Source organism: Streptomyces sp. Tu 3180, from assembly GCF_009852415.1.
Taxonomy (GTDB): Bacteria; Actinomycetota; Actinomycetes; order Streptomycetales; family Streptomycetaceae; genus Streptomyces.
Genome location: NZ_WOXS01000002.1, coordinates 6,271,421 through 6,288,232 on the forward strand (window position 1 = coordinate 6,271,421; position 16,812 = coordinate 6,288,232).

At 74.2% G+C, this 16,812-nt stretch carries 17 protein-coding genes; 10 read left to right on the forward strand and 7 right to left on the reverse strand.

Annotated features, from left to right (window positions below):
• Nucleotides 1–56: 56 nt before the first annotated feature.
• Both GL259_RS29040 and argF read left to right on the forward strand, forming a co-directional pair.
• Complete coding sequence (locus GL259_RS29040) at nucleotides 57–1,280, forward strand: arginine deiminase (protein WP_166461573.1); 1,224 nt, start codon at nucleotides 57–59, stop codon at nucleotides 1,278–1,280.
• Nucleotides 1,281–1,372: 92 nt separating this feature from the next.
• On the forward strand, nucleotides 1,373–2,380 hold the full coding sequence (argF, locus tag GL259_RS29045) for an ornithine carbamoyltransferase (protein ID WP_159536249.1): 1,008 nt from the start codon (nucleotides 1,373–1,375) through the stop codon (nucleotides 2,378–2,380).
• A gap of 132 nt (nucleotides 2,381–2,512) precedes the next feature.
• Here the strand turns inward: argF and GL259_RS29050 are convergent, their stop codons facing one another.
• Nucleotides 2,513–3,019, reverse strand: coding sequence for an ATP-binding protein (locus tag GL259_RS29050; RefSeq protein ID WP_208026531.1), 507 nt, complete (start codon nucleotides 3,017–3,019; stop codon nucleotides 2,513–2,515).
• Between the two features lie 189 nt (nucleotides 3,020–3,208).
• Between GL259_RS29050 and GL259_RS29055 the strand changes: the two genes are divergently transcribed.
• Together GL259_RS29055 and GL259_RS29060 are read left to right on the forward strand one after the other, a co-directional pair.
• Nucleotides 3,209–4,036 (forward strand): enoyl-CoA hydratase family protein, encoded by an 828-nt coding sequence (locus GL259_RS29055; RefSeq protein WP_159536250.1) that lies wholly within the window; start codon nucleotides 3,209–3,211, stop codon nucleotides 4,034–4,036.
• Nucleotides 4,037–4,038: 2 nt separating this feature from the next.
• The gene (locus tag GL259_RS29060; protein ID WP_166461574.1) at nucleotides 4,039–6,357 is read left to right on the forward strand and encodes a bifunctional salicylyl-CoA 5-hydroxylase/oxidoreductase; all 2,319 of its coding nucleotides are present in this window, start codon (nucleotides 4,039–4,041) and stop codon (nucleotides 6,355–6,357) included.
• Between the two features lie 22 nt (nucleotides 6,358–6,379).
• Here GL259_RS29060 and GL259_RS29065 read toward each other — a convergent pair whose 3' ends face one another.
• Nucleotides 6,380–7,201, reverse strand: a complete 822-nt coding sequence (locus GL259_RS29065; RefSeq protein ID WP_159536252.1) for a PaaX family transcriptional regulator C-terminal domain-containing protein — start codon at nucleotides 7,199–7,201, stop codon at nucleotides 6,380–6,382.
• A 34-nt stretch (nucleotides 7,202–7,235) separates the two neighbouring features.
• Nucleotides 7,236–8,840, reverse strand: a complete 1,605-nt coding sequence (locus GL259_RS29070; RefSeq protein ID WP_159536253.1) for an AMP-binding protein — start codon at nucleotides 8,838–8,840, stop codon at nucleotides 7,236–7,238.
• A gap of 116 nt (nucleotides 8,841–8,956) precedes the next feature.
• Here GL259_RS29070 and GL259_RS29075 point away from each other — a divergent pair, with 116 nt between their 5' ends.
• From GL259_RS29075 to GL259_RS29085, 3 genes are all read left to right on the forward strand, one after another.
• Entirely contained in the window at nucleotides 8,957–10,084 is a 1,128-nt protein-coding gene (locus GL259_RS29075) for an acyl-CoA dehydrogenase family protein (RefSeq protein WP_159536254.1), read from the forward strand.
• 68 nt (nucleotides 10,085–10,152) lie between these two features.
• Nucleotides 10,153–10,551: a RidA family protein gene (locus GL259_RS29080; RefSeq protein ID WP_159539065.1), complete on the forward strand. Its 399-nt coding sequence runs from the start codon at nucleotides 10,153–10,155 to the stop codon at nucleotides 10,549–10,551.
• A 28-nt stretch (nucleotides 10,552–10,579) separates the two neighbouring features.
• Nucleotides 10,580–11,404: an alpha/beta fold hydrolase gene (locus GL259_RS29085; RefSeq protein WP_159536255.1), complete on the forward strand. Its 825-nt coding sequence runs from the start codon at nucleotides 10,580–10,582 to the stop codon at nucleotides 11,402–11,404.
• Between the two features lie 16 nt (nucleotides 11,405–11,420).
• Here GL259_RS29085 and GL259_RS29090 read toward each other — a convergent pair whose 3' ends face one another.
• Entirely contained in the window at nucleotides 11,421–11,615 is a 195-nt protein-coding gene (locus GL259_RS29090) for a DUF5999 family protein (RefSeq protein WP_159536256.1), read from the reverse strand.
• A gap of 233 nt (nucleotides 11,616–11,848) precedes the next feature.
• Here GL259_RS29090 and GL259_RS29095 point away from each other — a divergent pair, with 233 nt between their 5' ends.
• Nucleotides 11,849–12,283, forward strand: a complete 435-nt coding sequence (locus tag GL259_RS29095) for a DUF6299 family protein (protein WP_159536257.1) — start codon at nucleotides 11,849–11,851, stop codon at nucleotides 12,281–12,283.
• Nucleotides 12,284–12,377: 94 nt separating this feature from the next.
• On the opposite strand, the gene GL259_RS29100 is transcribed toward GL259_RS29095, so the two are convergent.
• Nucleotides 12,378–13,445 carry a helix-turn-helix domain-containing protein gene (locus GL259_RS29100; RefSeq protein ID WP_159536258.1) on the reverse strand — a complete coding sequence of 356 codons (1,068 nt, stop codon included), beginning with the start codon at nucleotides 13,443–13,445 and terminating at the stop codon, nucleotides 12,378–12,380.
• A 234-nt stretch (nucleotides 13,446–13,679) separates the two neighbouring features.
• Between GL259_RS29100 and GL259_RS29105 the strand changes: the two genes are divergently transcribed.
• Both GL259_RS29105 and GL259_RS29110 read left to right on the forward strand, forming a co-directional pair.
• Nucleotides 13,680–14,174 carry a hypothetical protein gene (locus GL259_RS29105; protein WP_243762403.1) on the forward strand — a complete coding sequence of 165 codons (495 nt, stop codon included), beginning with the start codon at nucleotides 13,680–13,682 and terminating at the stop codon, nucleotides 14,172–14,174.
• A 162-nt stretch (nucleotides 14,175–14,336) separates the two neighbouring features.
• The gene (locus GL259_RS29110; protein WP_159536259.1) at nucleotides 14,337–15,131 is read left to right on the forward strand and encodes an SGNH/GDSL hydrolase family protein; all 795 of its coding nucleotides are present in this window, start codon (nucleotides 14,337–14,339) and stop codon (nucleotides 15,129–15,131) included.
• A gap of 95 nt (nucleotides 15,132–15,226) precedes the next feature.
• Here GL259_RS29110 and GL259_RS29115 read toward each other — a convergent pair whose 3' ends face one another.
• Together GL259_RS29115 and cbiQ are read right to left on the reverse strand one after the other, a co-directional pair.
• Entirely contained in the window at nucleotides 15,227–16,066 is an 840-nt protein-coding gene (locus tag GL259_RS29115; RefSeq protein WP_159536260.1) for an ATP-binding cassette domain-containing protein, read from the reverse strand.
• The gene (gene cbiQ / locus GL259_RS29120; protein WP_159536261.1) at nucleotides 16,063–16,812 is read right to left on the reverse strand and encodes a cobalt ECF transporter T component CbiQ; all 750 of its coding nucleotides are present in this window, start codon (nucleotides 16,810–16,812) and stop codon (nucleotides 16,063–16,065) included. The genes GL259_RS29115 and cbiQ overlap by 4 nt, the downstream gene beginning before the upstream one ends.

Below are 16,812 nucleotides of genomic sequence, written 5' to 3' on the forward strand. Positions count from 1 at the left end.
ATTTCCCTCCCGTGTACAGAGGGGTGAACCCGTGTCCTGCTGGTGAGGATGGAGGCATGACCTACCACGTCGACTCCGAGGCCGGGCGGCTGCGCCGCGTCATCCTGCACCGGCCCGATCTCGAGCTCAAAAGGCTCACCCCCAGCAACAAGGACGCCCTGCTCTTCGACGACGTGCTCTGGGTGCGCCGGGCGCGCGCCGAGCACGACGGGTTCGCCGACGTCCTGCGCGACCGGGGGGTGACCGTCCACCTCTTCGGCGACCTCCTCACCGAGACGCTGGACATCCCGGCGGCGCGTGCGCTCGTCCTGGACCGCGTCTTCGACGAGAAGGAGTACGGTCCGCTGGCCACCGACCACCTGCGGGCCGCGTTCGAGACGCTGCCCGCGGCCGAGCTGGCCGAGGCGCTGGTCGGCGGGATGACCAAGCGGGAGTTCCTGGACGCCCACCCGGAGCCGGTCTCGGTGCGCTTCCACGTCATGGAGCTCGACGACTTCCTGCTCGGTCCGCTGCCCAACCACCTCTTCACCCGCGACACCTCCGCCTGGATCTACGACGGCGTCGCCATCAACGCGATGCGGTGGCCGGCCCGGCAGCGCGAGACGGTGCACTTCGAGGCGATCTACCGCCACCACCCGCTGTTCCGGGAGGAGTCCTTCCACGTCTGGTCCGAGGGACAGGCCGACTACCCCTCCACCATCGAGGGCGGCGACCTGCTGGTCATCGGCAACGGCGCGGTGCTGATCGGCATGAGCGAGCGGACCACGCCGCAGGCCGTGGAGATGCTCGCGCACAAGCTCTTCGCGGCCGGCTCCGCCGAGACCATCGTCGCGCTCGACATGCCGAAGAGACGCGCCTTCATGCACCTCGACACCGTGATGACGATGATCGACGGCGACACCTTCACCCAGTACGCCGGCCTCGGCATGCTCCGCTCGTACACCATCGAACCGGGCGTGGGGGAGAAGGAGCTGAAGGTCACCGACCATCCGCCGGAGCACATGCACCGCGCCATCGCCGCCGCGCTGGGGCTCAGCGAGATCCGGGTGCTGACCGCCACCCAGGACGTCCACGCGGCCGAGCGCGAGCAGTGGGACGACGGCTGCAACGTCCTGGCCGTCGAACCGGGCGTCGTCGTCGCCTACGAGCGGAACTCCACCACCAACACGCACCTGCGCAAGCAGGGCATCGAGGTGATAGAGATCCCGGGCAGCGAGCTGGGGCGGGGCAGGGGCGGGCCGCGCTGCATGAGCTGCCCGGTGCAGCGGGATCCCGTCTAGGCCGGTCCGGCCACGGCACCGGGTCGCATAGAAATTCTGCTACTCGTATAGAATTCCATCCGCCCCTGTCCCCGTACCTCTGGAGCGCCCCCATGGCGACAGTCCCGACCGCCCTCGCCGGCCGCCACTTCCTCAAGGAGCTGGACTTCACCGAGCAGGAGTTCCTCGGTCTGCTCGAGCTGGCCGCGGAGCTGAAGGCCGCCAAGAAGGCCGGGACCGAGACGCGGTACCTGCGGGGCAGGAACATCGCGCTGATCTTCGAGAAGCCCTCGACGCGCACCCGCTGCTCCTTCGAGGTCGCCGCCGCCGACCAGGGCGCCTCGACGACGTACATCGACTCCAGCGGCTCGCACATCGGGAAGAAGGAGTCCGCCAAGGACACCGCGCGGGTGCTCGGCCGGATGTTCGACGCGATCGAGTTCCGGGGCGACGCCCAGTCCACCGTCGAGGCCCTCGCCGAACACGCCGGAGTGCCCGTCTACAACGGTCTGACCGACGACTGGCACCCCACCCAGATGCTCGCCGACGTGCTCACCATGACCGAGCACTGCCCCAGGCCGGTGAAGGAGATCGCCTTCGCCTACCTCGGCGACGCCCGCTTCAACATGGGCAACTCCTACCTCGTCACCGCGGCCCTGCTGGGCATGGACGTCCGCATCGTCGCCCCGAAGGCCTACTGGCCCGCCCAGGAGGTCGTCGACCGGGCCCGCGGGCTCGCCGCGTCCAGCGGGGCCCGCATCACGCTCACCGAGGAGATCGGCGAGGGCGTCGCGGGCGCCGACTTCGTCGCCACGGACGTCTGGGTCTCCATGGGCGAGCCCAAGGAGGTCTGGGACGAACGGATCGCCGCCCTCGCGCCGTACGCGGTGACCATGGACGTCCTGCGCGCCACCGGCAACCCGGACGTCAAGTTCCTGCACTGCCTGCCCGCCTTCCACGACCTGGGCACCCGGGTCGGCCGCGAGATCCACGAGACCCACGGCCTGGACTCGCTGGAGGTGACGGACGAGGTGTTCGAGTCGGCGCACTCGGTGGTCTTCGACGAGGCGGAGAACCGCATGCACACGATCAAGGCGGTCCTGGTGGCGACCCTGGCCTAAGGGCTGTCGTCCGGATCGGGCCGCGGAGCGTCGGCGAGGGACGACGACGCCGCGGACGCGCGCGCCGGGCCCCGCGTCCGCGGCACGGTCCGGACGACAGGCCCCGGGGGGTCCCGTGCGGACCGGGCCCGCTCAGGAGCGGCGCCGCTGGCGCGGGACGGCCGACAGCCGGAACCACACCGCCTTGCCGGACGCGGTGGGGCGGTGACCGCACGAGGAGCTCAGGGTGCGGATCAGCAGCAGCCCGCGCCCGTGCTCCTGCCAGGGGTCCGGTGCGCTGAGGCCCGGGCGGGTGAGGTCGCCGGGCGGCGCCGGGTCGGTGTCGTGCACCTCCACCTGGCAGCCGGTCGGCAGCAGCTCCACCACCAGCTCGATCGGGGTGCCCCCCGAGGTGTGCTCCACGGCGTTGGCCACCAGCTCGGCGGTCAGCAGCTCCGCCGTGTCGCTGTCGGCGGCGTGCTCCCGCTCGGCCAGGGCCGTGCGGACCAGCGCACGGGCCACCGGCACCGCCGCGGTGGTGTGCGGCAGCGCGACGCGCCAGGAGGTCGACGACCCGGGAGGCGCGGAGTGCCTCCACGAGGGGTGGTGGTCGGGCGACGGGTGGACGGAGGGGAGTTCGTGCACAGCGGGTCCGTTCATGGAGCAGGCTGTCCTGCTTTCAGCCTGCAATGGTACGGCGGGCCCGGCGGGGCCCGTCGAGGGGGCGGTGCCGAACCGGTGAGCCCGTACCGCCTATCGCGTGCTCGTGACGACGGTCACCGATGAGTGATAGCTTCGTGGGGTAGAGCTCAGTGAGCAGTGCCGTGCCCGCCCGAGGAGGCCGCCCGCATGAGTCCCTTCACCGGCTCCGCCGCCCGCACCGCCCGCTGGGAGCATCTGCGCGTCGACCTCACCGACGGCGTCGCCACCGTCACCCTCGCCCGCCCCGACAGGCTCAACGCGCTCACCTTCGGCGCCTACGCCGACCTGCGCGACCTGCTCGCCGAGCTGTCCCGGGAACGGGCCGTACGGGCCCTGGTGCTCGCCGGTGAGGGCCGCGGCTTCTGCTCCGGCGGCGACGTCGACGAGATCATCGGCGCGACCCTCTCCCTGGACACCGCCCAGCTGCTCGACTTCAACCGGATGACCGGGCAGGTCGTCCGGGCGGTGCGGGAGTGCCCGTTCCCGGTGATCGCCGCGGTGCACGGGGTGGCGGCCGGCGCCGGCGCGGTCCTCGCCCTGGCCGCGGACTTCCGGGTGGCCGACTCCAGTGCCCGCTTCGCCTTCCTCTTCACCCGGGTCGGCCTGTCCGGCGGCGACATGGGCGCCGCCTACCTGCTGCCCCGGGTGGTCGGCCTCGGCCACGCGACCCGGCTGCTCATGCTGGGCGAGCCGGTGCGGGCGCCCGAGGCCGAGCGGATCGGCCTGATCAGCGCGCTCGCCGACGAGGGCGGCGCGGACGAGGCCGCCCGGGCCCTGGCCCGCCGCCTGGCCGACGGCCCGGCGCTGGCGTACGCCCAGACCAAGGCGCTGCTCACGGCCGAGCTGGACATGCCGCTGGCCGCCGCCGTCGAGCTGGACGCCGCCACGCAGGCCCTGCTCATGAACGGCGAGGACTACGCCGAGTTCCACGCCGCCTTCACCGAGAAGCGGCCGCCGAAGTGGCGGGGGCGGTAGCCGTGAGGGTCGCGGTCATCGGCGGCGGGCCCGGCGGCCTGTACGCCGCCGCGCTGCTCAAGCGCCTCGACCCCGCCCGCGAGATCACCGTCTGGGAGCGCAACGCCCCCGACGACACCTTCGGTTTCGGTGTCGTCCTGTCCGACGAGACCCTCGGCGGCATCGAGCACGCCGACCCGGTGGTCCACGCGGCCCTCCAGCGCGAGTTCGTGCGCTGGGACGACATCGACATCGTGCACCGGGGCGTGCGCCACACCTCCGGCGGCCACGGCTTCGCCGCCCTCGGGCGGCGCCGGCTGCTGCGGATCCTGCACGAGCGCTGCCGCTCGCTCGGCGTGGAGCTGCGCTTTCGCACCGAGGCGCCGGACGCGGAGCGGCTGGCGCGGACGCACGACCTGGTGGTCGCCGCCGACGGGGTGCACAGCACCACCCGCGAGGCCTTCCGGGACGTGTTCCGGCCCCGGATCACCGGGCACCGCTGCCGCTACGTCTGGCTGGCCGCCGACTTCGCCTTCGACGCCTTCCGCTTCGAGATCGCCGAGACCGAGCACGGCGTGATGCAGCTGCACGGCTACCCCTACGCCCGCCCGTCGCCCGGCCCCCGCCCCCCGGCCGGGCCCGCCGGGCCGCAGGACCGGGGCGCCTCCACGGTGATCGTCGAGATGCGCGAGGAGGTGTGGCGCGCCGCCGGCTTCGACGGGATGGACGAGACGGAGTCGATCGAGCGCTGCGCCAAGGTCTTCGCCGACGCGCTCGGCGGACGGCCGCTGCGGTCCAACAAGTCGACGTGGACCACCTTCCGCACGGTCGTCAACGAGCGCTGGTCGCACGGCAACGTCGTGCTCCTCGGCGACGCCGCCCACACCGCCCACTTCTCCATCGGCTCCGGCACCAAGCTCGCCGTCGAGGACGCCCTGGCGCTGGCCGCGTGCCTGCGCGAACAGCCCACCCTGCGCGACGCGCTGACCGCGTACGAGGCGGAACGGCGCCCCGTCGTGGCGTCCACCCAGCGCGCGGCCCGGGCCAGCCTGGAGTGGTTCGAGGACCTGGACCTGTACCTCGGCCAGCCGCCCCGCCGGTTCGCCTTCAACCTGCTCACCCGCAGCCGCCGCGTCACCCACGGCAACCTGCGGCTGCGCGACGCGCGCTTCACCGAGGCCGTGGAGCGCGAGTTCGGCTGCCCGCCCGGCACGCCCCCGATGTTCACCCCCTTCCGGCTGCGCGGCCTGACGCTGCGCAACCGGGTCGTCGTCTCGCCCATGGACATGTACTCCGCGGTGGACGGCGTCCCCGGCGACTTCCACCTCGTCCACCTGGGCGCCCGGGCGCTGGGCGGGGCGGGGCTGGTGATGACCGAGATGGTCTGCGTCAGCCCGGAGGGACGCATCACCCCCGGCTGCGCCGGCCTCTGGACCGGCCGCCAGGCCGAGGCGTGGCGGCGGATCACCGACTTCGTGCACCGGCAGGCGCCCGGCACCGCGATCGGCGTGCAGCTCGGCCACAGCGGGCGCAAGGGCTCGACCAGGCTGATGTGGGAGGGCATGGACGAGCCGCTCGACGACGGCAACTGGCCCCTCGTCGCCGCCTCCCCCCTCCCGTACAAGCCGGGCGGCCAGGTCCCCCGCGAGCTGTCCCGCGCCCAGCTCACCGATCTGAGGGAGCAGTTCGCCGCGGCCGCCGCGCGGGCCGCGCGGGCCGGCTTCGACCTGCTCGAACTGCACTGCGCCCACGGCTATCTGCTCTCCGGCTTCCTCTCCCCGCTGACCAACCGCCGCACGGACGCCTACGGGGGCTCACCGGAGAAACGGCTCCGCTTCCCGCTGGAGGTCTTCGACGCGGTGCGCGCGGTGTGGCCCGAGGAGCGGCCCATGACCGTCCGCGTCTCCGCCACCGACTGGGCCGACGGCGGCACCACGGCCGAGGACGCGGTCGAGATCGCCCGCGCCTTCGCCGCGCACGGCGCCGACGCGATCGACGTGTCGACCGGGCAGGTCGTGGCCGACGAGAGGCCGGAGTTCGGGCGCTCCTACCAGGTCCCGTTCGCCGACCGCATCCGTCACCGGGCGAGCGTCCCGGTGATTGCGGTCGGCGCCATCTCCTCCTGGGACGACGTCAACTCCCTGATCCTGGCCGGGCGCGCGGACCTGTGCGCGCTGGCCCGCCCCCACCTGTACGACCCGCACTGGACGCTCCACGCGGCGGCCGAGCAGGGCTACGCCGGACCCGGCGCCGACTGGCCGGCACCGTACCGGGCCGGGAGCAGGCCCCCGCGGACCGGCCGTACGGACGCACCCAAGCCCCGTCTCGCGCTCGGGAGTTGACGCACCGCGCCGCCGCCGTCGGTCACAGCCCCGCGAACGCGGCCCCCGCGTCCCGGAGCCGGTCGTGCAGGCCCCGGAACACGGCCGCCGAGCGGGTGCCGGGCCAGTCCTCGGGGAGCAGGGCGGCGGGGAGGCCGGGGTCGGCGTAGGGCAGGTGGCGCCAGGAGTCCAGGGCGAGGAGGTAGTCCCGGTAGGCCTCCTCGGGCGGGGTGTCCGGGCGTTGCTCCCAGGCGTGCAGCACGCGCGCGTGGCGGTCCAGGAACGCCTCGTGCTGCTCCGCGATCCCGGCCAGGTCCCACCAGCGCGCGACCGCCTCGGCGGTGGGCGCGAAGCCGAGGTGCTCGCCGCGGAAGAGGTCGACGTAACCGTCGAGGCGCAGGCGCCCCAGGGTGTGCCGCGTCTCCTCGTACAGCCGCGCGGGGGCGATCCACACGCCGGGCGCCGCCGTTCCGAAGCCGAGGCCGGACAGCCGGGAGCGCAGGACGTGCCGCTTCTGGCGCTCGGACTCCGGCACCGAGAACACCGCGAGCACCCAGCCCTCGTCCTCGGGCGGCGCGGCGGCGTAGATGCGCCGGTCGCCGTCGTCCAGCAACTGGCGTGCCTCCGGGGAGAGTCCGTACCCCGCCGCGCCCTGTGCGGTACGGGCCGGGACGAGCAGCCCGCGCCGCTTGAGCCGGGACACCGAGGAGCGGACGGAGGGGGCGTCCACGCCCACCGCGGCCAGCAGCCGGATCAGCTCGGCGACGGGCACCGGGCCCGGCACGAAGCGGCCGTACGCGCCGTAGAGCGTGACGATGAGGGACCTCGGAGCGTGCTGGGCTTGCTGGTCGGACACGTTGATCATCTTAGGTGGTGCCGACAGGTTCCGTTTCCCGGCATCACACCTGGTCATCTCCGGTGCCGGCGCGCAGCCGGAACCGCTGGAGCTTGCCGGTGGCGGTGCGCGGCAGCGCGTCCAGGAAGACGATCTCGCGGGGGCACTTGTACGGCGCGAGTTCGGACTTCACGAAGGCGCGCAGGTGCTCGGCGTCCCGCCGCGCGCCCTCCGCGAGGACCGCGTACGCCACCACCACCTGGCCGCGTGCCTCGTCCGGCCGTCCGACCACCGCCGCCTCCACGACGTCCGGGTGGCGCAGCAGGGCCTCCTCGACCTCCGGGCCGGCGATGTTGTACCCCGCCGAGATGATCATGTCGTCGGCGCGGGCGACGTACCGGAAGTAGCCGTCGGGATCGCGGACGTAGGTGTCGCCGGTGACGTTCCAGCCGTCGCGCACGTACTCCCGCTGCCGGGGGTCGGCGAGATAGCGGCAGCCGACCGGCCCGCGCACCGCCAGCAGCCCCGGCTCCCCGTCCGGTACGGGACGGCCGTCGGCGTCCTGTACGCGCGCCTGCCACCCGGGCACCGGGATCCCCGTCGTCCCGGGGCGGATCAGCTCGTCGGCGGCGGAGATGAAGATGTGCAGCAGTTCGGTGGCGCCGATGCCGTTGATGATGCGCAGTCCGGTGCGCTCGTGCCAGGCGTGCCAGGTGGCGGTCGGCAGGTTCTCGCCCGCCGAGACGCAGCGGCGCAGCGAGGCGACGGCGTGCCCGTCCAGCTCGCCGAGCATGGCGCGGTAGGCCGTGGGCGCGGTGAACAGCACCGACACCCGGTGCTCGGCGATCGCGGCCAGCAGCTGCCGGGGGTGCGCCTGTTCGAGCAGCAGCGCGCTCGCTCCGGCGCGCATCGGGAACACCAGCAGACCGCCGAGGCCGAAGGTGAAGCCCAGCGGGGGACTGCCGGCGAACACGTCGTCCGCGGTCGGCCGCAGGACGTGCCGGGAGAAGGTGTCCGCGATCGCCAGCACGTCCCGGTGGTAGTGCACGCACCCCTTGGGCCGCCCGGTGGTGCCGGAGGTGAAGGCGATGAGGGCGACGTCGTCGGACGCGGTGTCCACGGCCTCGTAGGGCGTGCCGGGCGCCGGGCGGTTCAGCAGGTCGTCGGGGGAGTCGCCGCCGTACGGGGTGATCGTCAGGCCCGGCACCTCGGCCTTGACGAGGTCGTCCACGGTCCGGACGTCGCACAGGGCGTGGCGCACCCGGGCGATCCGGCAGACGGTGCCCAGCTCGTGCGGGCGCTGCTGGGCCAGCACGGTGACCGCGATCCCGCCCGCCTTCAGCACCGCCAGCCAGCAGGCCGCCAGCCACGGCGTGGTGGGACCGCGCAGCAGCACCCGGTTGCCGGGGACCACCCCGAGGTCGCCGGTGAGGACGTGCGCCAGCCGGTCCACGCGGGCGCGCAGCTCGCCGTACGTCCAGCTCCCGCCGTCGGGCGTGCGGAAGACGGGGCGGTCGCCGGGCGGGCCGTGCAGCAGCTGCGCGGCGCAGTTCAGCCGTTCGGGGTAGTTCAGCTCCGGCAGGTCGAAGCGGAGCTCGGGCCACTCGTCGGGCGGCGGGAGGTGGTCGCGGGCGAAGGTGTCGACGTGCGCGGTGGCCCGTGGGTTCATGGCGGTTCGCCCCCTTGGCGTGGTGGGCTCGCAGCAGGAGCGTATCGCGTTGGTGACGACAGTCAACGGTCCGCGATAACCTCGGAACGGCCCAGCGGCGAGGGAAGGGACCGGCGATGACCGCATTCTCGCTCGAACCGGAACGGCTCGCCTGGTGCGCCGAGCTGCGCGCGCTGGCGGCCGAACGCCTGCGCCCGCTCGCCGGGAAGGGGGAACCCGGCCGCGTCAACCGGCCCCTCGTCACCGAACTCGGCGCCCTCGGCCTGCTGCCGCGCCTGTTCACCTCCGGCGCCCTCGACCTGTGCCTGATGCGGGAGTCCCTGGCCCAGGCGTGCACCGAGGCGGAGACCGCCCTCGCCCTCCAGGGCCTGGGCGCCCACCCGGTGCACGCCCACGGCACCGCCGCCCAGCGCGCCCGCTGGCTCCCCCGGGTGAGTGACGGCAGCGCGGTCGCGGCGTTCGCGCTCAGCGAGCCGGGGGCCGGCTCGGACGCGGCGGCGCTGTCGCTCACCGCTCACCCGGACGGCCCCGGCCGCTGGCGGCTCACCGGCGAGAAGCGCTGGATCTCCAACGCCCCCGAGGCCGACTTCTACACCGTCTTCGCCCGCACCGCCCCCGGCGCCGGCGCCCGCGGCGTCACCGCCTTCCTGGTCCCCGCCGACCGCCCCGGCCTCACCGGGACCGGCCTCGACATGCTCTCCCCGCATCCCGTGGGCGCCCTCGACTTCGACGCCGTGCCGGTGACCGCCGACGACCTCCTCGGCGAGGTGGACGGCGGCTTCCGCGTCGCCATGGGCACCCTCAACCTGTTCCGCCCCAGCGTCGGCGCCTTCGCGGTCGGCATGGCGCAGGCGGCCCTGGACGCGACCCTCGGCCACACCGCCCGGCGGGACGCGTTCGGCGGCAGGCTGAAGGACCTCCAGTCCGTCGCCCACCAGGTCGCGGAGATGGCCCTGCGCACGGAGTCGGCCCGGCTGATGGTGTACGCGGCGGCGACGGCGTACGACGCGGGCGCGCCGGACGTCCCGCGGCGCGCCGCCATGGCGAAGCTGCTGGCCACCGAGACCGCGCAGTACGTCGTCGACCGGGCCGTCCAGCTCCACGGCGCCCGGGCGCTGCAACGCGGGCACCTGCTGGAACACCTCTACCGCGAGGTCCGCGCACCCCGGATCTACGAGGGGGCGAGCGAGGTCCAGCGGGGCATCGTCGCCAAGGAGCTGTACAGGAGCCTGGAGGACCGGTGACAGGAGAACCCGGAGGACCGGTGGCGAGAGAACCCGGGGGGCCGGTGACGCGTGAGCCCGGGGGACCGGTGACCGCCGAGCGCGTCAACCCGCCCGCCCTCTCCCCGCCGGCCGGCTTCTCGCACGCCGTGGTCGCCACCGGCACCCGGATGGTGTTCCTGGCCGGCCAGACCGCCCTCGACGGCGACGGCGAGGTGGTCGGCGACACGCTGCCCGAGCAGTTCTCGCGGGCCCTGGCCAACCTCCTCACCGCCCTGCGCGCGGCCGGCGGCACCCCCGCCGACCTGGCCCGCGTCACCGTCTACGCCACCGACGTCGCCGCGTACCGCGCGCACGCCCGCGAACTGGGCCGGCGCTGGCGGGAGCTGGCGGGCCGCGACTACCCGGCGATGGCGGTGGTCGAGGTGGTCCGGCTGTGGGACGAACGGGCGCTGGTGGAGCTCGACGGGTTCGCGCTGCTGCCCTGAGCGGACGAACAGGCCCTAGCGTGGAGGGATGCCGGAGATCGAACTGAGTGCGGGCACCGTCGAGTACGAGGACACGGGAGGTGAGGGGCCGGTCGTCGTCCTGCTGCACGGACTCGTGCACGACGCCTCGGTCTGGCGGAAGGTCATCGCCGAACTGCGGACCGATCACCGGCTCCTCGCGCCGACCCTGCCGTACGGCTCCCACCGCAGGCCGATGACCCGGCCGCCCACGCCCGACCTGGTCAACGAGCTGGTCGTGGAGTTCCTGGAACGGCTGGACCTGCGGGACGTCACCCTGGTCGAGAGCGACTGCGGCCGCGCCCAGACGGTCGCGGCCCGGCACCCCGAGCGGCTGGCGCGGCTGGCGCTGATCTCCTGCGAGGCCTTCGACAACTACCCGCCGGGCCTCCCCGGCAAGATGCTCGCCGTGGCCTGCAGGGTGCCCGGCGGCATCCCGCTCCTGGTCCGCACGCTGGGTCTGAAACCGCTGCGCAGGCTGCCGGTCGGACTCGGCGCGCTCACCAAGCGCCCCGTGCCGGACGAGATCGTCGACCGTTGGCTGCGCCCCCTGCGCACCGACCCGGCGATCCGTCGGGACTTCCGGCACTACGGGACCCACATCCGGCGGACCGAACTGCTCGAGGCCGCCTGGGGGCTGCGGTACTTCGACCGGCCCGCGCTGGTCGTCTGGGCGACCGAGGACCGGATGATGCCCCGCGAGCACGGCCGCCGCCTGGCCGAACTGCTGCCCCGGGGGCGGCTGGTGGAGATCCGGGACACGCGGACGCTGATCGCCGAGGACCGGCCGCAGCGTCTCGCCTCCCTGCTGCGGTGGTTCGTCGCGCAGGAGTGACCGGCGTGCGGCCGGGTCAGGCGGCGACCGCGAGGCGCCCGGCGGGCGCCCGGTGCGGGGCGACCACCCGGCCGTCGGGGAGCAGCTCGCCGGTGTCGTCGAAGACGATCGAGCCGTCGCAGAGCAGGTTCCAGCCCTGCTCGGGGTGGGCGGCCACCACGTGCGGGGCGGGGGAACCGGTCCGCCGGCAGGAAGGCTGGTGGGCACACATGGCGCACCTCCACATCGGTGGGACGATCCGAAGGGTCGTACGGTGAGACCCTGCTCCCGCCGCGAACTCATCGGAACGGCCCGCCGTGAACCGTGACGGCTTCCGGACGGTCCCGGGACGGTTCCCCGACGACCGGTGCGGACTCGCCACCGAAGGGGTGAGGATGACGGCCCCGGAGCCGTTCACCCGGTACTGGTGGAGTCTCTCATTCCGCTCAATCCGGAGGTTTCCCCATGTCTGTGCGTCCCGTCCTCGGTGCGGTGACCGGCGCCGCGCTGCTGCTGCTCGGCTCCGTGGCGGCGGCACCCTCGGCGGTGTCGGCCGCTCCCGCCGAGACCGTGACGGTGGACTCCGTGGGCCGGATGGCCGACGGCTCCGTCACCCTCTCCGGCACCTACCGCTGCACCGACGCCACCGGACCGGTCTACGTCAGCTCCGCGGTGCAGCAGGACCCGTCCGCGTACAGCTACTCCGTCGGCGGCACCCGGGCGGTGTGCGACGGCCGGGCACACCGCTGGGAGAACACCGGCAGCGTGCCCGACGGCGCGCTGAAGGCCGGCCCGGCCCACGTCGAGGCCACGATCATGGAGATGCGCTCCGAGGGCATCCTGGTGCTGCCCCACTTCCACGCGGTGCAGCGACAGGCCATCACCCTGGTCCAGGGCTGACCGGCCCCGGGGCCCGGCGGCACCGCGCGCCGCCGGGCCCCGGTGGACACCGCCGGCGCGGCGACCGGACCGCGACGCGGCCGGTCCGGTCCGGTCAGGCCGGTGCCGGTTCGCCGGCCGGCCAGTCCAGCAGGCGCGCGCCGATCACCGCCGTCTGGAGCATGTAGCGGTGCGACGGGTCCGAGGGGTTGGCGCCGGTGAGCCTGTGGATGCGCTCCAGGCGGTAGGTCAGGGCGCGCACGCTCAGCGAGAGGCGGCGGGCCGCCTCCGCGGAGACGCAGCCGGCGTCGAAGTACGCGGTGAGCGTGTCCAGGAGGGGTCCGGCGCCGCCGCGGGCCCGGGTGAGCGGGCCCAGGGTGTTGTGGACCAGGTCGGCCATGGCCTGGCGGTCACGGGCCAGAACGGGGTAGACGAGCAGGTCGGCGGCGCGCAGCACCGGGTCGTCCAGCCCCAGCCGTTCGGCGATCTCCAGGGAGCTCAGCGCCTCCTCGTAGGACTGGACGACACCGCCGGGCCCGGACTGCGGGCGGCCGATGACGACCTGGCCGCCGTCGGTGGCGGCGTGCGCCTGCTTGGCGAAGTGGGTGAGGACCTCGCCCTGGTTCCCGGGCGCGATGCACAGCAACCGCCCGTCCTTGGTGGTGAGCAGGATGCTGCGGTCGCCGAACCGGGAGATGAGGGCGCGCTCCACCTGCCGGGGGACCGGGTCGCCCTCGTCGTAGGGGACGGGCCCCTGGGCGACGGCCACCGCGTGCGCGTGGGACAGCCGCAGGCCGAAGCGTTCGGCGCGCTCGGCGAGCCGCCCCAGATCACTGCGGCCGTAGAGCAGGTCGTCGATGAACTCGCGCCGGGCCGCCTCCTCCTGGCGCACCGCCATCCGCTGCGCCCGCTCGTAGCCCTCGGCGAAGGCGTCCACCATCTGCTGGACGGCCGCGAGCGCGTCGTCGGCCGAGCGGGAACCGCGCGGCCACGCCTCGCGGGCGGCGGACAGGTGCACGTTGACGAGGGCGCGCAGGCCGAAGCCCGCCTCCGCGGCCCGTTCGCCCAGCGCCCGCCGGGAGGCGATCTCGTCCCGGGTGAGGCGTCTGCCCGTGGCCGCGACCTCGGCCAGGATGCGGGCATAGCCGTCCAGGTACCGCTCCGGGACCTCCCCCTGCGTCACGCCGCCCCCTCGTCCCCGACGCGTTCCTGACGCGCCCTCAGCACGTCACCGGCACGCAGACTTTATTGAACGTTGCCGGAATCCGGCAATGCGCGGACGGTCCCGTGCCGTACATGATGGCTCGCGGGGAGCACTGCGCAGGGTTCCGGTGCCGGGCACCGGCAGGTGCCCGGCACCGGAACCGGAGGGGAGCGGTGCCACCGCCGACGCGAGCGGCGAGCGGGAGGGGGCGGGATGCGTACGTTCGTGGAAGCCGCCACGGGCCTGCCCACCCTCCTGTTCACCGCCGCCCTCGTCGTGGTGTTCTGCTTCTGGCTGCTGGTGGCGGCCGGTGTCGCCGACAGCCGCGGTTTCGACTCCGACGCGGACCTCGACGCCCTCGAAATGGGCGGGGTGCCGGTCGCGGTCGCGTTCTCGCTGCTGACGGTCTTCGCCTGGCTCCTCGCCACCGGCGCGGGCGTACTGCTGGCCGCGGTCCTCCCGGAGGGGCCCGCCGCCGGACTGCTGCGCCCCCTCGCCGCGTGCGGCGCGCTGCTCGCCTCCTGGCGGCTCACCCGCCTGACCGTGCGGCCGCTGCGCCCCCTCTTCCCGGACGGGCCCGGCCCGTCCCCCGCCGCCCGGCGGACGGTCCGACGGTCCGCCACGCGCCCCGACAGGCACCGCGGTTGCCGCCGGAGGAAGGGGACGGGACCGCGGGGGAGTTCCGGATTTCGGCTGCCGGACGCCTGATCGAAGGTTTGTCCACGCATGGAGCGCGTTCCGCCGAATGATCATTCAGGCATTCCGGGCGACTTCTCGCCGGGGTGTTACTGAGCGGTATCCCGGCCTGCTACAAGCATGGTTGCACGATTAACCACTCCTGCGATCCCCACCTCCGAAGGGCGGACCGTCGTGTCAGTGCGTTCTGTTCGGGCAACCCTGGCAACCCTCGTCCTGAGTACCGCGGCCGTCCTCGGCCTGGCACAGCCGGCTTCGGCCGCCGGCGACAACTACGTGGCGCTCGGCGACTCCTACTCCTCCGGAGTGGGCGCGGGCGACTACACCTCCGAGAGCGGCGACTGCAAGCGCAGCACCCACGCGTACCCGTCCCTCTGGGCGGCCGCCAACTCCCCGTCCTCGTTCAGGTTCGTCGCCTGCTCGGGAGCGACCACGACGACCGTGGCCGGCAGTCAGCTGAGCGCGCTGACCTCGTCGACCACGCTCGTCAGCGTCACGGCGGGCGGGAACGACATCGGTTTCGCGGACGTCATGCAGACCTGCGTGCTGCAGAGCGAGGCCACCTGCGTCAGCCGCGTCAACACCGCCGTCTCGGCGATGCAGAACTCCCTTCCGGGGAAGCTCGACTCGCTCTACAGCGGCATCCGCTCCCGCTCCCCGCAGGCACACGTGGTGGTGCTGGGCTACCCGCGCTTCTACAAGCTCTCGGGCAGCTGCATCGCCGGACTCACCGAGACCGAGCGCGGCGCGATCAACAACGCCTCGGACGTGCTGAACGGGGTGCTCGCCAAGCGGGCGGCCGACGCCGGGTTCACCTTCTCCGGCGTGGTGGACGAGTTCACCGGACACGAGCTCTGCTCGGGCGACGCCTGGCTCCACAGCGTGACGATCCCGGTCGGCAACTCCTACCACCCGAAGGCCGTCGGCCAGTCGAGCGGGTACCTGCCCGCCTTCCGCTCCGTGGCCTAGCACCGTCCCGTGCGGGGGGCGCCCCCGCACCTCCCGCGGCGCCGGGCGCGACTCGCGCGCCCGGCGCCGCGGGAACGCGGTCCGCTCCCGGCGCGCTAACGGTCCGTCCGGACCGCTTCCGCCAGTTCCTCCGGGGTGCGGGGTCCGACGGCCGTGTCGGCCAGCAGCCCCTGCGCGCGCAGGAGCCGACCGACCGCGACGCCCCAGGGCAGCCGCAGGCCCGCCGCCCGGAGCAGGTCGGTGCGGGCCAGCGTCCCGGCGGCCGGCCCGGTGTGCACCCCGGACGGCGTGAGCAGCGCCGCGTCGTCGGCCCAGCGCAGGGCGAGGTCCACGTCGTGGGTGGCCATGACGACCGTGGTGCCGTTCTCGCGCAGTCCGTCGAGGGTGGCGAGCAGCCTCTCCTGGCCGTCGGGGTCGAGCCCCGCCGTCGGCTCGTCCAGGATCAGCACGCGGGGCCGCATGGCGACCGCGCCCGCGATCGCCGTGCGCTTGCGCTGCCCGTAGGACAGCAGGTGCGTGGGCCGGTCGGCGAGGGCGGTGATGTCCAGCGCGGCCAGCGCCTGGGCCACCCGGGCGCGCACCTCGGCGTCGGGCAGGCCGAGGTTGAGCGGTCCGAACGACACGTCCTGGCCGACGGACGCGGCGAACAACTGGTCGTCGGGGTCCTGCACCACCAGCTGCACGGTCGTCCGCAGCCGGGTCAGCCCCTTGCGGTCGTAGCGGACGGGCACGCCGTCGACCGCCAACGCGCCGCTGTGCGGGCGCAGTCCACCGCTGAGCAGCCGCATCAGCGTCGTCTTGCCGCTGCCGTTGCGGCCCAGCAGCGCGAGCGCGCGCCCCTCGCGCACCTCGAAGTCGAGGCCGGTGAGCACGGGCGGCCCGTCCTCGTACGCGAAGGACGCGTCCCGCAGGGAGAGCAGCGCGGACCCGGTCATGACAGAGGCCTTTCCAGAGCGAGGGCGAGGACGGCCAGGCCCACGAGCAGCGCCACGCTCCCGGCCGTGAAGCGGACGGAGACCCGGGCCTCGGGCACCAGGACGCGCAGGGTGCCGTCGTAGCCGCGCCCGGCGAGCCCGGTCTGCAACCGGGCCGCCCGGTCGAAGGCCCGGACGAACGCGGTGGCGCCGAGCCCGCCGAGCGAACGCCAGGTGGCGGAGCGGGTGGTGTGCCCGAGCCGGGCCGCCTGCGCCTGGCGCACCCGGCGCACCGAGTCCAGCAGCAGGAAGCTCATCCGGTACGTCACCAGGGCCACGTCGACGACCGGTGCGGGCACCCCGGCGCCGGCCAGGCGCGGCAGCAGGTCGGACATCGGGGTGGTGAAGGCGAACAGCAGCACCCCGAGGGAGGCCGCCGACGTGCGCAGCAGCAACTCCCCGGCGCGCAGCGGCCCGTCCCCGGCCAGCGACACCCACCCGTCCGGTCCGCCCACCCGGACGAGCAGCGGCAGCGCGCCGGTGACGCAGAAGCCCAGCGGCACCCGGTAGGCGCGCCACAGCCGCCGGCCGGGCACGCCCGCCGGGCCCAGCAGCACCGCGAGCGCGGTCAGCAGCACCAGGGCCGCGCCCGGCCAGGGCGGCAGCGAGATCGCGAGCACGGTGAGGCCCAGTCCGAGCACGGCCTTGTCCACGGGGTGGCGGTGGCGCCAGCGGCTGCCGTGCGCCGCCGCGTCGATCGGCAGCAA

What these genes read in the sequence shown, in the direction of transcription:
- argF (WP_159536249.1), top strand. Translation starts at nt 1,373, where the DNA reads ATGGCGACAGTCCCGACCGCCCTCGCCGGCCGCCACTTCCTCAAGGAG.
- GL259_RS29090 (WP_159536256.1), bottom strand. Translation starts at nt 11,615, where the DNA reads ATGTGTGCCCACCAGCCTTCCTGCCGGCGGACCGGTTCCCCCGCCCCG.
- GL259_RS29095 (WP_159536257.1), top strand. Translation starts at nt 11,849, where the DNA reads ATGTCTGTGCGTCCCGTCCTCGGTGCGGTGACCGGCGCCGCGCTGCTG.
- GL259_RS29050 (WP_208026531.1), bottom strand. Translation starts at nt 3,019, where the DNA reads ATGAACGGACCCGCTGTGCACGAACTCCCCTCCGTCCACCCGTCGCCC.
- GL259_RS29040 (WP_166461573.1), top strand. Translation starts at nt 57, where the DNA reads ATGACCTACCACGTCGACTCCGAGGCCGGGCGGCTGCGCCGCGTCATC.
- GL259_RS29115 (WP_159536260.1), bottom strand. Translation starts at nt 16,066, where the DNA reads ATGACCGGGTCCGCGCTGCTCTCCCTGCGGGACGCGTCCTTCGCGTAC.
- GL259_RS29105 (WP_243762403.1), top strand. Translation starts at nt 13,680, where the DNA reads ATGCGTACGTTCGTGGAAGCCGCCACGGGCCTGCCCACCCTCCTGTTC.
- GL259_RS29065 (WP_159536252.1), bottom strand. Translation starts at nt 7,201, where the DNA reads ATGATCAACGTGTCCGACCAGCAAGCCCAGCACGCTCCGAGGTCCCTC.
- GL259_RS29055 (WP_159536250.1), top strand. Translation starts at nt 3,209, where the DNA reads ATGAGTCCCTTCACCGGCTCCGCCGCCCGCACCGCCCGCTGGGAGCAT.
- GL259_RS29075 (WP_159536254.1), top strand. Translation starts at nt 8,957, where the DNA reads ATGACCGCATTCTCGCTCGAACCGGAACGGCTCGCCTGGTGCGCCGAG.
- GL259_RS29070 (WP_159536253.1), bottom strand. Translation starts at nt 8,840, where the DNA reads ATGAACCCACGGGCCACCGCGCACGTCGACACCTTCGCCCGCGACCAC.
- GL259_RS29085 (WP_159536255.1), top strand. Translation starts at nt 10,580, where the DNA reads ATGCCGGAGATCGAACTGAGTGCGGGCACCGTCGAGTACGAGGACACG.